Genomic DNA, 15,409 nt, shown 5'->3' on the forward strand with positions numbered 1-15,409 from the left:
CAATGTCAAGAGAAGATCTTATTTTTGATGAGGTGGATATATGTTTCGCGGATTTTATACAGCAGCTTCGGGTATGATTGCCCAGCAGCGGCGAACTGAAATGCTTTCTAATAATATGTCAAATGCCAATACTCCCGGCTATAAAGCGGATCGTTCTTCCTTGCGCGCTTTTCCGGAAATGCTCTTGCAGCGGATCGATCAAGGATCTGTGCCTATTCAGAAACAGTTGAATCTCCCGTTTCACCAGCAAATAGGTTCCTTGAATACTGGAGTATATATGCAGGAAACGATGCCTGACTTTTCTCAGGGAGATTTACGGGAAACAGGCTTAAAGACGGATGTAGCTCTTTTAGATGTCAATGTACCTGTGAATGAAGATACTGGACAAAGGGGAATGACATTCTTTAAAATACAAGGTCAAGACGGCGTTCAGCGTTATACGCGAAATGGCAATTTCACATTGGATAACGCCGGTTTTCTAACAACAGCGGGTGGTCATTATGTTCTTGATCCAGCTGGAAACCGTATTCAGCTAAATTCAGACAATATAATGATTGATGAAAATGGCCAGATTACAGAAGAAGGGGCACCAGTTGGCCGGATCGGCCTGGCTTTTGCGGAAAATCCCAATCTTTTAATAAAAGAGGGAAACGGCCTGCTGCGTTTGGAGAATGGCACGCTTCCTGAAGTGGATGCCCGTAATGATGTGCAATTCCGCATGCAGCAGGGGTTTCTGGAAGGCTCCAATATAGACACTGCCCGGACGATGACGGATATGATGTCTGCCTACCGGACATTTGAAGCGAACCAAAAAGTATTAGCTGCTTATGATCGCAGCATGGAAAAGGCCGCTAATGAAATCGGCCGAGTGAATTAATCTTCCGGGAGAGGATACTGAATGAATCAAACATTAATTACATCTGCTAATACATTAGGTCAGTTGCAGCAAAAGCTCGATATACTAAGCCATAATATTGCCAATCTTGATACAAACGGATACAAGCGCCGAGAAGCCTCTTTTACAGATCTGATAAACCAGAATGTAAACAATATGCTGCGCACAGACGCAGAGGGTGGCCGTTTAACACCAAATGGTATTCGTGTCGGAACTGGCGCAAAGATTAGCCAGTCACAATTAGTGGGTGTGCAGGGGAGTATAGCGCAGACTGGCCGCAAACTAGACTTTGCTTTCACAAAAGAAAATCAATTTTTTAAAGTACTCGTTCAGGAAAATGGACAAGGCAAAGTTCATTATACGCGTGATGGATCATTTGCAGTTACTCCCGTTAATAACAACGAAGTCATGCTTGTGACTAAAGAAGGCCATCCTGTTCTAGGAGAAGACAATCAACCAATTACTTTCAATCCGAATAATGGGGATATTACGCTTGAGGCGGGCGGCAGGTTGCGCGTTGGTGGACAAGCATTTAACATTGGAGTAGTAGAAGTCAGACGGCCGCAATTTCTAACGCAGGTAGGGTCGAATTTATTGACGATGCCTGATAATCCGGCTGTCCCAGAAAATGAAATTGTACAGGAAGTAACCGCAGCTAATCGGACAAATGTTGCCCTCCAGCAAAGTGCACTCGAGAAATCGAATGTTGATTTTGCAAAGGAAATGGCAGATTTGACAAACGTGCAGCGGGCCTATCAGTTTCAGTCCCGCTCAATCTCTCTGGCCGACCAAATGATGGGGCTGATTAACGGCGTACGCTAGAGGGGACGAAACAATGTGACTGAAGATTTGCAAAGAAAGAAAAAAAAGCGTACCAGGCTCACACCTCTTGGCCGGTTTGTCGTGAATTTGTTTTTGCTCGCACTCTTTGCAACAGTAGGAGCCATAGTGGGCTACAGTGTCGTCGGGAATGGAAACCCGCTTGAGGTTTTTCTGCCCGCAACATGGATACACTTAGTAGAGGTACTGGTAAATAGCTTATTATGACCTGGAGGAAAAAGATGCTAGATATTCAACAGATTAAAGAAATTATCCCGCACCGCTATCCATTTTTGCTTGTTGATAAAGTCCTTGAAGTAGAAGAAGGAAAGAGAGCGGTCGGTATAAAAAATGTAACAGCCAATGAAGAGTTCTTTAATGGCCACTTTCCGGACTATCCGGTGATGCCCGGCGTGTTAATTGTTGAAGCTCTCGCCCAAGTAGGAGCGGTGGCCATGTTAATGAAAGAAGAGAACCGTGGCAAGCTTGCTTTCTTTGGAGGCATTGACAGTTGCCGTTTCAAACGCCAAGTAGTACCTGGTGATCAGCTGCGCCTTGAAGTGGAAATGACGCGCTTGCGGGGGCCTGTTGGAAAAGGGAAAGCTGTTGCAACAGTAAATGGTGAACTTGCTTGTGAAGCTGAAATTACATTTGCCTTAAAATAAGTAAAATAAAAACAGAGAGACTCTTGCTCTCTGTTTTTATTTTTTGGCATTTATATAAGAGAATGATATGATAGTTTAAAGATTATAGGCAGGCAGCACTATAGCCGAGCCAGCCCTTTTTCCTGAAAGCCATTAAAATTTTCCTACATTTGTTTTTTTGAAAAAACTTTGTCAAATCCTGTATAGATGTGATAAAGTAATAGATGTTACCATTTTCACAGGGTTTCATCAAGACTCTCTAGGAGGTACTTGTTGTAAATGTTAAGCAGTTTATCGCAAGGTATAAAAATAAGTATCACTCGTTCAATTAAAATAGCATTTGAACAATATATGGCTAAAATTTCATGGGATGAAAAAGCATATCGCTTTGAAGATTTCATGGATGAGTGGAGAACTTACATTCATACAAGCTCCTCTTGGTATAGCAAGGTGGACAGCGAAATGAAATCAAGCCCCGAGTTCCATGAAGAGCTGGCTGCAAAGATTAATGAAGTCATTGAAAAAGTCTTTTCGGAAGAGCCTATAGCAGAGCAGCTCCAAGAACTTGCTGTTTTGCAAAAGAAAATGGGTACTGATTTTGACTTTTCCTGCCGATCAGAAGCAAAGTTTTATATTGAGCTTTTAACTGATCAGCTAAAAAAAAAGAAGAGCAGCTGATGCCAGCTAATGAATTAGAGCTATCTCTTGCTGCCATTCTTTATTATCAGGTCTATGAGAAAGAATTACCGGTCCGCGCCTATCGAAAGCAGGACATTCAATATATAATCCAAAAACTCTATCATACAATCGATACTGGCCAGAATGACCTTGAGTCTGGCCTTATCCACTAAAGAGCGGCTGCAGAAAAGCCAGCTCTTTTTTTATAGCCTTCTGCTCGTCCACACTCAGAGGACCAATTATGAGCCGGGTCAATAGAAAAAGCCATCCGGTCTGATAATCAGGCCGGATGGCTTTTAGGTTTTTTTCACGGATGGAGCATTTTTTCTCTGCTTCAAGCAAGTATTAAATGAATCGATTAGATCTTCCCCGCTTAATCCTTTGTGTACAAGATCGGAAAGAACCTGCTTAGCGTATTCATTTCTCATTTGCCGAAGCCGTCCTTCAAGGAGGATGCTGAGACCGCCCTCTAAATGGTTTAATCCTCTCACTTGGGCGAAAAAGAGTGCTGGGTCATTATTCGGATGAGTAATCAGCACCTCAACCTTTAGCTCGTCTTCTTGTTTTTTACATTGATGGAATACTTCTTCGTACTTTGGATGAACAAATAGTTCAATCAGCCAGGAACGCTTGTCATCTTCTCTATTAATGATCAACCCATCTAGTAACTCGATTTCTTGGGCTTCGTTTTGCCCGGCAAGATAAAAGCCGGCAATTTTAAAGGTTTTCATGCAAATAACGCTCCCTTCCTTTTCAATGGCTTCCTAATAGAAAGTATAGCACGTTCCCATAAAGAACCATACAAACTTGAATGGGTGGGTTTTTTACGTTCTAAAGAAGCATTTGTCTCTTTTTGCAGATAAACGTCAATTATTTGTAAAATATGGATGCTTATATCTGAAATGTCGTTTTTACTCTTCATGCCCGCTTGATTATGATAAAAGCATCTTAACAGAAAGGAGGGACAGGGTTGATTAACCAAGTGACACTCGTTGGCAGGCTGACGAAAGATCCCCAAGTAAAATATACGGCGGATGGCCGTCCATTCTTAAATATGACGGTGGCGGTAAGCCGCCCGTACCGCAATCAAGAGGGGATAGCAGAAACCGATTTTATCTATTGTACGGTTTGGAACCATTCAGCGGAGAATACGGCCAAGTACTGTCAAAAAGGATCGTTAATCGGTGTGCTTGGTACCATTCAGACACGGAATTATGAAAATAAGGATGGGAAAAAGGTGTATGTAACAGAAGTAAGCGTTCATACGGTCCGATTTATGGATAAGAAACGCTCCGGCACTTCTTCCGAGCTCCTGCCGATTTTGCCCATACCTTAGATGGAAAAGAGAAGAGGGAGAAAAGAATGATTTCAAATGAACGCCTGGAAAAAAGATTAGAAGAAGTAACCTACTGCCTCGGCAAAACCCTTGCCAGACTCCGCGTCGTTGAAGAAAAACTAAAACGTTTAGAACATCAGCACCTTCAGAAAAATCCACAGCCGGCTGCACAATGATCCATGATCCGTTGTAGATGATACCTCAATCATCCATTCAATTTAGCCGAACAGGCTCTACGCATAACGAATCCTCGAAATAGTCCTTCATAAAAGAGCCAGCTCTTCCTCAGAGCTGGCTCTTTCGCATGGGCTATCTCAATTCTAAAAGTTCCTTCAATTGATTATCAGTCATTTCTGTGATCCACTGGTCGCTGCTAATAATTTCATCATTCAGTGCTTGTTTTTTCTCTAGCATGGCATCAATCTTTTCTTCCAGCGTTCCCGTTGTGATCATCTTATGCACGTGAACGAACCGGCTTTGGCCGATCCGGTAAGCTCGGTCGGTTGCCTGGTTTTCAACGGCTGGATTCCACCAGCGGTCAAAATGGATGACGTGATTGGCGGCAGTTAAATTCAGTCCAGTGCCACCTGCTTTCAACGAAAGTAAAAAGACTGGGAAGCGGCCTTCTTGAAACTCGGCAACGAGGCGGTCACGCTGATCCTTGGACGTGCTTCCACTCAGGAAAGGAACAGTAATTGCAAATTGCTTTTCAAGCTCTTGCTTGATCATTTCCCCCATGCCAATATATTGAGTGAAAACCAGACAGGCTTCCTGACGTTCAATAATATTTCCCGTCAGCTCGATCAGCTTATTCATCTTTTCTGAACGTTCTACAATATGTGCCGGCTCCTGTTCTTTCAAATAAAGTGCTGGATGATTGCACAGCTGTTTAATTTTATTGAGCATTTGCAAAATGAGCCCTCGGCGTTCAAAAGCCGCCAGTCTTCGGATTTCTTCCATTGTTTCATTAACGAGCTGTTCATATAGCACCGCTTGCTCAGTTGTAAGCGGGCAATATTCTTTTTGCTCCAGCTTTTCAGGAAGATTCAATTCAACATCCGGGTCATTTTTCGTCCGCCGCAATAAAAACGGGCGAATTTTTGCTTGGAGCTGTTCAATTCTAGTTTTTAACCCATCTTTTTCGATCGGTACAATGTAATGTTTCTGAAAGTGAGCGAGACTGTTTAAATAACCATGATTTGTGAAGTCAAAGATGGACCACAGTTCAGCGAGTCGATTTTCCATTGGTGTCCCGGTTAATGCAATATGATGTCGGCCTTTTAGTTTGCGCACAGCACGGGATTGTTTTGTTTGGGCATTTTTTATATTTTGAGCTTCATCGAGCGCTACGGTATTCCATTCAATGGCTGACAAGGTTTCAAAATCGAGGTGAGACAGGCTGTATGTGGTTAAAACTACGTCTGTTTCACTGGCGAGCTGTTCAAAGCTTTCTCCCTGCTTCCGACTGTTTCCATAGTGAAGCATGACCCGTAGATTTGGTGCAAAACGCTCCAGCTCTTTTTGCCAGTTGCCAAGAACAGAGGTTGGACAAACAATCAGCGCCGGAGCTGTAGGCTGTTCTTGGCTTTTGACATGAAGCAAGTAAGAAATGAGCTGGATGGTCTTTCCAAGACCCATATCGTCTGCGAGTACTGCGCCAAATCCGCATGAGCGCAAGAACAACAGCCAGCTCATGCCAAACTGTTGGTATGGCCGCAATTCAGCGTGTAAATCAGCAGGGACAGACATGAGCGGAATAGAAGACGTGTCTTTTAACTGGGCCATCATTTTACGGAATGACCGGTTCAGTTCAATTTGAATATGAGCAAATAGCCGTGGATCGCTCCAGTCATCAGTTGGCTCTTCTTCAGGAACGAACTCTTGCTCCAGCAAATCTTGCAGCCGCAAGCCTTCCTTTTTGGCTCTTTTCATTAGCCCTTGAATCTTGCGCACCATTTCGGGGTCTAACTGAATCCATTCTCCATTTACTTTTACCAGCCGGCGATTGTTCGCAGCCAGCTCCATAAATTCTTCCTCAGATAAATCAGCGCCGTTCATCGACAGGCGCCAGTTAAAGTCAAGAATAGCCTGCAAGCCCACAAATGATGGCCTGCTCGTTGCTGTGGTAGACACTTTTGCGGATAATGACAAAGATGTATTCCGGATGGACTCCCACCAAGAAGGCAAAAGAATCGGAATGCCAAGCTGGATCAATTTTTCACTTGCTTCCGTCAGAAAGAGAAAAGCCAGCTCTTCCGACAAGCTCGAACAAAGTGATCCTTCTTCCTCCAACCAAGGGAAGAGCCGCAGCCAGCGTGCTTGTTCTTCCTCGGCTTCTGAAAGATAAAGTTGCCAGCTCTTTGGGATCTTTCCAACCAGAGGATAAATTTTTTCATTGTTTTTCCGACTAATGAGCACACACTCAAGCGTCCAATGATCATGATCATTTTCGGGTTCTGTCAAACGCAGACCGGCAGAGAACGGAGTGGCGCTGTCCTCCATGTTCAGCCATTCCTGCCAGCGGTCTGCATCGAAATAGCGGTTTAGCTCCTCCGGTGTCAATTTTCCGCCAGCTAGCCGGCTGACTTTTGCCTGAGCGCCACCGGCTTCTTTAAATGCTTGTTCCGCACACGCTTGAAAAAGTACAGCGACCAGCTCGCGATTGCTTATTCCTACAACCGCTTCCTCCCAAAAGTCAGGGGCGAATTCTTCCCAAACGGAGTCCGGCACTTGAAAAGAGAGGCCCTCTTCTGTAAAGTGAGGCACGAAACTCCCATCGGTAATCGCTTCATAGATAGCCGGAGCGGCAGCAAGGCTGAAATCCCCCACTTCATCCCATTCCCAACGGATAAAGCGGTTGAATTGTTCATTTTTAAATAGGGTGACCCATTGCCAGGAAGAGAGAAGAATCCCTGCTTCCCCATGGTAAGAAGCCTCCTCAAGCAGAGAACCATAAAAGCTCTCTTCATGACTGAGAAACAGTTGCTTTACCCACTCAGAGGGAGGGAGAGGGCGGCCATTTTCCGCGGCTGCCCGGAGAAAAAAATGTTTATCCTCAAGCCATTCCATATGAATTATGATTTTTCTCGTTTTAAGCATCCGTTAACTGACCCTTTCTGCATTCTTCCTGGAAAGCCCGCAGCCGTTTTTTCTTTTCCAGTAAGAGATGAATGTAGACGTCCCAGCGATCGGAACGTTTTAACTTTTTATATAATGTCCGCAGCCGTTTTAAATAGCGAACCGCTTTTTTGTAGCTGGCGCGATTGCGCTCTTCAATTAAACGAAGAATACCATGATGATAAAGCGGCAATACCTCCTGTGGCGCCTGCTTAGCTGCTTCCTTTAGCCCGTTGCGGTCAAGATCCGGCAGCTCACTATCCATCCATAATTGTAACTCTACCCATTCTCTGTATCGTTCGGTCTGAATGAAATAGAAGCTGAGCTCTGAATAGCTGTAGGGAAGCATGCGTTCCAGCAGGCTTTTATACAGCACAGGTTCTTTTTCGATGAGCCAATCAGAATCGATATAGGTTAAAAACCAATGGACAAATCGCCGGCTCTGTATGCTGCCGCTTTGTTCAAGCTGCTGCAAATAGCCTTCCAGTTTTTGATCGATAATTTTGATCAGCATTCGTGCCTTTTCATAGTATTTGCCATTGGATGCTTCCATGAGCCAGAAAAGGTATAAATCGACTCCTGTATCAGGTAGATGTTTAGCAAAGGCCATAAAGGCATCCAGCTCGTCTGCCAAATAAAGGTGGTGCAAGTAGCCAATAGATACGGTCAGCTCTTGCTTTTCCTGAAGCAGCGATTGCAGTCGCTGGCGCTCTTCGTTTCGCCACGCTTCTCGTTTGAAAAGAGTAGTCCATAACTGACGGTACAGATCGATGCGCTGGGCAGTAAACACCGTGCTCTCGGAAGCCAGAAGGGAAGCCGTTTCCTTACGCAAGTAATGAATATATGGATCGAATTCAAACGGCAGAGCGTGCATCCCGATATCTTCAGCCGCATCGGCTGCTTCTTCTACAATATAAAATAAAAAAGAGGAACAGGAGCGCTGCAACAATTCTTTAGAAAGTGTCGTTCCGCTAAACAACTTTGTGGTAAAGGTCAGCAATCCAAAGCTTACATACAATTCATAGAGCGGCTGCCATTCTCTTTTCGCTGGCCGCTGCTTTAATAAATACTCATATAATTGCTTCCCTTCATATTCAACAATATAGGGGTTTTTATGAACAGAACGGGCCGCCAGACGCTCCTCTGCTGCGTGTTCTATACGCTTCATCCAAGCTTCTGGTCCATCATTGGCCGCCATCGTTGTTTTTAATAAATCGCTGGCCCGCATCACACCAGGAATCGCAGCCGGATCAGGCTTTACTGTTTGCCAGTCACGTAAAAAGTCATAAGCAGACTTTGCCGTCTCCTGGCGAGCTTCGAAGAAAATTGCCAGTTGGTGAGCGCACCAGCCGTCTTGGGAGCAGGTGCAGCTGCTTAAATGAGGGGACGAGAGATCGAGGTGTACTTGAAATGATTCGCCATCAGGCTGTGCGACCGAACCACTGATGAGGCCGGTGGACAGGTGATTGAGCGCCACCTGCTCGTTTGAATATTGACGGAACCCCGCTTCCATAATTTCTTGATCCTTAGATTGAGCAGAGCTCAATTCTATCTTTAATTCTGCGCCGAAAGCATCCAGTTGACCCTTCAATGTTTCTAACTCAACCGCCATATTTGAGACCTCCTTAACCCTAGGAAAACTAGGGTTCTTTCTACAAGAAACAGGAAAAAATCTTTATTACAAAGACGCTCTCATAGAAATTTCATATCTTTTCATTATAAAACAAAAAAGCAACAGAAAAAAGATGGTTTAAGAAAAGCGGAGAGCACCCGCCTATCGGCGACAAGCATAAGACGAGCCGGGTAGAAGGTTGTCCTGTAACCTTCTAACGGGATGGGCTTATGACCTCGAGCCGATGGTGCTCATAGCTGGCCAAAGAAAAGCGAAAGGTGCTTGTTTAGCGTGATAGGAGGTTGGAGGGCTCGACAAGGAGTCGTTCTTTAGACTCCGACGGAGAGAGCGAAACCGCCGTACACGCTAGCACCTGTAGCTGGCCAAAAGAAAAGCGGAGAGCACCCGCCTATCGGCGACAAGCATAAGACGAGCCGGGTAGAAGGTTGTCCTGTAACCTTCTAACGGGATGGGCTTATGACCTCGAGCCGATGGTGCTCATAGCTGGCCAAAGAAAAGCGAAAGGTGCTTGTTTAGCGTGATAGGAGGTTGGAGGGCTCGACAAGGAGTCGTTCTTTAGACTCCGACGGAGAGAGCGAAACCGCCGTACACGCTAGCACCTGTAGCTGGCCAAAAGAAAAGCGAAGAGCACCCGCCTATCGGCGGCAAGCATAAGACGAGCCGGGTAGAAGGCTGTTCTGTAACCTTCTAACGGGATGGGCTTATGATCTCGAGCCGATGGAGCTCATAGCTGGCCAAAGAAAAGCGGAAGGCGCTTGTTCAGCGGCGTAGAGACTGGACGGCTCCATATGCGATAAAGGAAACACGAAGAGCGACAGCGATTCGATGTTGACTGATCGGAAGGAGGAGCAGGAAGTCCGCTGTCCAGCATGGGGGCATGTGGAAGAACCGCTCGTCAAACTCCGACAGAGAGCGAAACCCCCGTGCGAACTAGCAGGGATTGTTACAAATTTTTTAAGAAAATCAACTGATAAACGATATACAGCCAACGAATATATGACTCTATACCCTGGAGAATAGTTCTTTAATCTTGAGAGAAATTGGAATGTCTATGCAGGAGAATAGAAGTTTTCTTGCAAGAAAATAGATGAATGGGTAACAGGTAGAATATTTAGTATTTTTTCAACATAATTACAGTTATTACGACATTATGGCAAATTAAGGGTGAAAATACTTTTATTTAATTTGATAGTAATATTGTTCAATGAATTTTAAAAAGTAGATTTTGAGATTGGCGTTTGTTTTAAAATGAATATGTTAAAATGGAAAAAAATAAGAAAGGAGGTAGAGGTGTGAAAAAAAGTGCTTTTTTAGTCTTTTTGTCATTTCTATTGGTCATTCCTCTATTCGGAGTTAATAATACAGCTCAGGCTGCAACGAATTTTACAGATGTAGGTGCTTCCCACCGGGCGGCAAAAGAAATTTACTATTTGGCGCAAGGTGGAATTGCTCAAGGGGCTTCGGCTACTCAGTTCAGTCCGAATAAACGGATGACTCGAGCAGAGGCGGCTACGCTGATCGGACGTGCGCTTCAGCTGAATGGTACGAAACGGCCAACTTCTTTTAAAGATGTCGGTTCTGGAATGTTTGCTTCAGGCTATATCCAATCTGCTGCTGACAAAGGCATCCTTGCCGGGTACAGCGACAAATCGTTCCATCCTTACCAAGAAGTATCCCGCGGTGAAATGGCGGTAATGATTAGCAAAGCGTTTGGATATGAGTATGGCAACAAGCTGTCTGGTGCAGCAAATGCCCTGAAATCTCGCGGCATTGCTCAAGGGAAAGCAGATGGCTCTTTTGGTGCGGATGAACTGATTATTCGTGCGGACTTCTCCGTCTTTTTGGCGCGCGCTATTAATCCGCAATTCCGTTTAGTCGACAACACAGTGACGTTTAAAGATGCCCGCTGGATTAACGTAGACAGCTTAAATGTCCGTACAGGACCAAGCGATGCTTATCCGAAAGTGGGAGCAGTTAAACAGGATGAACAAGTGAAGAGCGCTTATAAAGTGGGTTCATGGAATTACATTAAATATGGCTCTCTTGAAGGATTTGTGCATGGTTCTTATTTGCGTAACACGGCTGAAGCAACGAATGCCGGCAATGTGGATCCGCGTATTGCCAAGCAAGTCATTGTTCTTGATCCAGGCCATGGGGGACATGATTCCGGTGCTACTGGATTTGGAATTTATGAAAAAAATGTCGTGCTTGACACAGGATTAAAGCTCAACAATTTATTTAAGAAAACACCTTTCCAAGTGAAAATGACACGTTCGACAGACAAATTTGTCGAATTAAGAGATCGTGTGAGCTTTGCAAAATCTGCCGGTGCGAATACTTTCATTAGCATTCATGCGAATGCCGGCGGCGGTACAGGATCAGAAACTTATTATTATTCCGCTTACAAGAATCCAAATGTTACAGACAGCAAGCTGCTAGCATCCAAGATTCAAGCCCGTATGGTTGCGGCATGGAATTTAGCAAACCGCGGCGTGAAAAATGGTAATTTCCACGTTATTCGTGAAAATACCATGCCTGCCGTTTTGGTGGAGCTTGGCTTCATTGACACGAAAAAGGACAACGATATGCTTCGTTCTGATTACTGGAGAAACGCAGCTGCCAAAGCGATCTATTACGGGACTTTGGACTACTATAAAGCCAAAGGTTACCAAGTTGATCCATTGTACGATGTGGCAAAATAGGAAATTTATAAAATAGAATTCTATCAAAATAAAAGTTACAATTAGGGGAGACAGCTTGCTGTCTCCTTTATTTTATTTCTGCAAAAAGAGAGGTGGTCGCTTTGAGTAAGACGATAAAATACTCTCTTCTATTGTTTGCTGCGCTTCTCTTTCTTCATGTTTTTCCTACAGATGCAAATGCAAACGTGCTTGAGAAAAAGAGAGCTATTATTTTGTTTAATGAGAAAGTCGATCGACAGCTGCTGGAAAAATACACGGTGGACGTAAATTATGTATTTAACGAATTGCCAGCGGCGACTGTCGAATTAACAGATGCTCAGAAGAAGTTGCTAGAGTTTTATCCGGGCATTCATTCGATCGAATACGACAAGCCAGTACAAAAAAGTGCGCAGCGCGTAGAATGGGGCTATAAGGCCATAGAGGCGGATAAGCGCGTTCCTAGTACATTAACTGGCAAAGGGGTAAAAGTCGGAATTCTCGACTCAGGCGTTGATACGAAACACCCCGATCTTCAAGTAGCCGGCGGAGCCTGTCTGATGACGGTGCTGAGGATCGATGGCTGTAAAAATTCTTATAACGACGATAACGGGCACGGTACTCATGTCGCTGGCGTTATTGCAGCAAAGGATAATTCCATTGGAGTCGTCGGTATTGCACCTAATGCTCAAATTTATTCAGTGAAAGTGCTCGATAAATTAGGTGAGGGCACCACGTCGACGATGATGGCCGGAGTGGAGTGGGCCATTAAAAATAAAATGGACATTATCAATATTAGTATCACGTCACCTTATGAGGACGAATATCTTCACCGCATGATCAAGCGCGCCTATGATAGCGGCATTCTTGTTGTCGCTGCTGCAGGAAATGAAGGAAAGCCTTTAACCGGTGAACTTTCATCCGTTCAATACCCGGCTAAGTTCCCAGAAGTTATCGCTGTTTCTTCAGTGGACGAGAATAAAAGTCACGGCGCACTGGCTTCCATCGGCAAAGAAGTAGAGCTGGCGGCACCAGGCGAAAAGATTTATAGTACATATCCAACTACTATAAGAACCAATGAGCCAACCGGATACAAGACACTTTCAGGCACTTCGATGGCCTCGCCTTATGTCGTCGGCCTTGCTGCCTTGTATAAAGAAAAATATCCGGACATGACGAACAAACATATTCGCCTGTTGCTACAGAAAAATGCATTAGATCTTGGTGCACCTGGCAAAGATGACTTCTATGGTTACGGCCTTGCACGGACCGACAAAAATGCAGTCGATTCAGCTGTCGCGTTACCTTACAGTACAGATGGCAAGGGGAAAATCACCATCGACACAAGCACAGCCGCTGCTAGATTCACTACTTATAATGTGTATCGCTTTGATACGCTGATAAGTAAGGGAGTAACGGCCTCAGAGCTGACGGATTACGCCACGAAAGGCTCTGTACAGTATTACTTCCACCCAGTTGTGAATGGCAAGGAAAGCTCTGAATTTCTTTCCCTGCGGGTCGACAATCCAGCCCCCGTGTTACAAGATGTCGCGCTGGATAAATGGTATAACCGCTTTATTACGTATTTGTACCATGAAGGTGTGATGAAAGGATATTCGAACGGAGAAATACGGCCTGAGCGCTCTATTTTGCGAAGCGAGGCAGCCATTTTGCTTGGCGGTGCCTTGGGGCTGGACGGCACCAAAAAGGATACTCGCTTTAAAGATGTGACGGCTGCTGTCAGCTCATCTGGCTACATTGAGTCACTAGCTGAAGCAAAGATTATCTCCGGTTTTCCGGACGGCACGTTTCGACCAAATGAGCCGGTTACCCGGGCAGAAATGGCCATTTTAATTGCAAAGGCCTATCATATTGCCGGCGAGCAAACAGGTCCTTTCAAAGACATTAATTCAAAAGTGACGGGTTATGAGTATATTAACGGCCTTGCCGCCAAGAAGATTATTAGTGGCTTCGAAGACGGTACATTCCGGCCATCTACAGCCATTAATCGGGCTGGCTTTGCCGCCTTCCTGGCCAAGACGACAAATGAACAACTTAGATAAAGAAGATCCTTCAGAAAAGCTGCTTGTCATCGACAAGCAGCTTTTCCAGTTGGGAGGGAATACAATTCATTTATTAGACATCCGCTCTTAAAAAGAAGTCACTAATTAAACGACTGAATAATCAGTTTTATTACATAAATATTTCAATGTTACGCAAATATGTATATTTTGCTGAAAAATAGCCGTTTTCCTGCAAACTTGTTGAATTCCTAAATATGGAGAGTTTGGAAGCGTTGTAAAACCAGTGTTTTTGCAAGTTACATAGGAACATATGAATGTAATGCAAACGTAAAAGAATAGCAGACTTATATTTGTTACAATAGCCTCAGTGAGAAAAAACAGGAAAAAAAGACAAAACTTTTTAAACTATGCAGGGGGTTTACAGTGGGTAAATTTAAAAAAATCGTAGCAAGTGGATTAGCTTCGTTTATGTTAATGACAACCGCACCAGTCGCCATACCAGCACTTTCACATACAGAAGCACAAGCAGCAACGTCAATTGGAGCATCATTAGTAGAGTACGGAAAGAAATTCATGGGTGTCCCTTACGTATTTGGTGGAACAACGCCAAGAGGATTTGATTGTTCCGGCTTCACTCAATATGTATATAAGCACTCAGCTGGCATTTCTATTCCAAGAACAACAGATCAACAATATAAAATCGGTACAGCTGTTTCAAAGAGCGAGTTAGTACCTGGAGATCTAGTTTTCTTCAAAAACACTTACAGAGCGGGGATTTCCCACGTTGGTATTTATGCAGGAAACAATATGGTATTAAATGCAACCTCTAGTAAAGGAATTGCTTTAGTTTCTTTAAATGATAACTATTGGGGTCCAAAATATGCGGGCTCAAAACGTGTTGTTGAGTATTTTGACGGTTTCAAGGATGTACCAAAAACAGCTCTTACGTACGATGCCATTACAACGTTGACAGATCAAAATATCATCCAAGGATTTGATGATTATACATTCAGACCAGATGAGCCGGTTACACGCGGACAAGCCGCAGCGATTATCAACCGTGTATTGAAGGGCAAGCCGGAAATTATGAGCCATTTCAAAGATGTACCGAAATCTAACCGCTTTGCAGTAGACATTGCCGCTATTCGTGAAGCTGGCATCATCAATGGTTACCCTGATAAAACATTCCGTCCAGAAGCTTACATGAGCCGGACAGAGATGGCCGTTATTGTCCAAAAAGCTTTTGAATTAAAGCTTGGCAATGCAGCTGCTGCCTCTAATCCATACGCTGAAATCAAAAGCGGTTACTGGGCATATGAACCAATTGTGACAATGAGCGTGATCGATAAAACAGGTATCTTTAAAACTGAAAAATACTATGGCGATCACCGTGCAACTCGTGAGGCATTCTCAGCTGCTATCTATAATGCGATGAATGCAAAATAATAGAAGAATCATAGCCTTGGAAATTATTCCGGGGCTATTTTTTAATCAGCATTCTATAAAAATTATCCATTTATTCTATTAAATTCTTGAATGAGACCGATAGAATAAGAGAGTGCAAAAGACTAGTTCCTAGAAAGGA

14 protein-coding genes are annotated in these 15,409 nt (G+C 44.1%); 11 read left to right on the plus strand and 3 right to left on the minus strand.

Going from position 1 to position 15,409, the window contains the following annotated elements; translation table 11 throughout:
- The first annotated feature begins 40 nt into the window (after positions 1–40).
- The 6 genes from MKZ02_RS04130 to MKZ02_RS04155 all read left to right on the plus strand — a co-directional run bounded on the left by MKZ02_RS04130 (position 41) and on the right by MKZ02_RS04155 (position 3,209).
- Positions 41–877, plus strand: coding sequence for a flagellar hook-basal body protein (locus MKZ02_RS04130; RefSeq protein WP_340852012.1), 837 nt, complete (start codon positions 41–43; stop codon positions 875–877).
- A gap of 21 nt (positions 878–898) precedes the next feature.
- Positions 899–1,717 (plus strand): flagellar hook-basal body protein, encoded by an 819-nt coding sequence (locus MKZ02_RS04135; protein ID WP_120035250.1) that lies wholly within the window; start codon positions 899–901, stop codon positions 1,715–1,717.
- An 81-nt stretch (positions 1,718–1,798) separates the two neighbouring features.
- Positions 1,799–1,942, plus strand: a complete 144-nt coding sequence (locus tag MKZ02_RS04140) for a DNA-directed RNA polymerase subunit beta (protein WP_340856324.1) — start codon at positions 1,799–1,801, stop codon at positions 1,940–1,942.
- A 14-nt stretch (positions 1,943–1,956) separates the two neighbouring features.
- Positions 1,957–2,379, plus strand: a complete 423-nt coding sequence (gene fabZ, locus MKZ02_RS04145) for a 3-hydroxyacyl-ACP dehydratase FabZ (RefSeq protein ID WP_120035246.1) — start codon at positions 1,957–1,959, stop codon at positions 2,377–2,379.
- Between the two features lie 258 nt (positions 2,380–2,637).
- On the plus strand, positions 2,638–3,036 hold the full coding sequence (locus MKZ02_RS04150; protein WP_340852015.1) for a hypothetical protein: 399 nt from the start codon (positions 2,638–2,640) through the stop codon (positions 3,034–3,036).
- Positions 3,036–3,209, plus strand: coding sequence for a hypothetical protein (locus MKZ02_RS04155; protein ID WP_182917036.1), 174 nt, complete (start codon positions 3,036–3,038; stop codon positions 3,207–3,209). Before MKZ02_RS04150 ends, MKZ02_RS04155 begins: the two co-directional genes overlap by 1 nt.
- 123 nt (positions 3,210–3,332) lie before the next feature.
- On the opposite strand, the gene MKZ02_RS04160 is transcribed toward MKZ02_RS04155, so the two are convergent.
- Positions 3,333–3,767: a YwpF family protein gene (locus MKZ02_RS04160; protein WP_120035241.1), complete on the minus strand. Its 435-nt coding sequence runs from the start codon at positions 3,765–3,767 to the stop codon at positions 3,333–3,335.
- Positions 3,768–4,006: 239 nt separating this feature from the next.
- Here MKZ02_RS04160 and MKZ02_RS04165 point away from each other — a divergent pair, with 239 nt between their 5' ends.
- Complete coding sequence (locus MKZ02_RS04165; protein WP_120035239.1) at positions 4,007–4,372, plus strand: single-stranded DNA-binding protein; 366 nt, start codon at positions 4,007–4,009, stop codon at positions 4,370–4,372.
- A 26-nt stretch (positions 4,373–4,398) separates the two neighbouring features.
- Positions 4,399–4,548, plus strand: a complete 150-nt coding sequence (locus tag MKZ02_RS04170) for a hypothetical protein (RefSeq protein WP_182917035.1) — start codon at positions 4,399–4,401, stop codon at positions 4,546–4,548.
- A gap of 133 nt (positions 4,549–4,681) precedes the next feature.
- On the opposite strand, the gene MKZ02_RS04175 is transcribed toward MKZ02_RS04170, so the two are convergent.
- On the minus strand, positions 4,682–7,471 hold the full coding sequence (locus MKZ02_RS04175; protein WP_340852016.1) for a DEAD/DEAH box helicase: 2,790 nt from the start codon (positions 7,469–7,471) through the stop codon (positions 4,682–4,684).
- The gene (locus MKZ02_RS04180) at positions 7,464–9,101 is read right to left on the minus strand and encodes a hypothetical protein (RefSeq protein WP_340852017.1); all 1,638 of its coding nucleotides are present in this window, start codon (positions 9,099–9,101) and stop codon (positions 7,464–7,466) included. The genes MKZ02_RS04175 and MKZ02_RS04180 overlap by 8 nt, the downstream gene beginning before the upstream one ends.
- A gap of 1,313 nt (positions 9,102–10,414) precedes the next feature.
- On the opposite strand from MKZ02_RS04180, the gene MKZ02_RS04185 reads away from it, so the two are divergent.
- From MKZ02_RS04185 to MKZ02_RS04195, 3 genes are all read left to right on the plus strand, one after another.
- Entirely contained in the window at positions 10,415–11,824 is a 1,410-nt protein-coding gene (locus MKZ02_RS04185; RefSeq protein WP_259455631.1) for an N-acetylmuramoyl-L-alanine amidase, read from the plus strand.
- Between the two features lie 101 nt (positions 11,825–11,925).
- Positions 11,926–13,863: a S8 family serine peptidase gene (locus MKZ02_RS04190; RefSeq protein ID WP_340852021.1), complete on the plus strand. Its 1,938-nt coding sequence runs from the start codon at positions 11,926–11,928 to the stop codon at positions 13,861–13,863.
- A 384-nt stretch (positions 13,864–14,247) separates the two neighbouring features.
- Positions 14,248–15,270: a C40 family peptidase gene (locus tag MKZ02_RS04195; RefSeq protein WP_340852023.1), complete on the plus strand. Its 1,023-nt coding sequence runs from the start codon at positions 14,248–14,250 to the stop codon at positions 15,268–15,270.
- Positions 15,271–15,409: the final 139 nt, after the last annotated feature.

It is taken from the genome of Pseudobacillus sp. FSL P4-0506, from assembly GCF_038003025.1.
Classification (GTDB): domain Bacteria; phylum Bacillota; class Bacilli; order Bacillales; family Domibacillaceae; genus Pseudobacillus.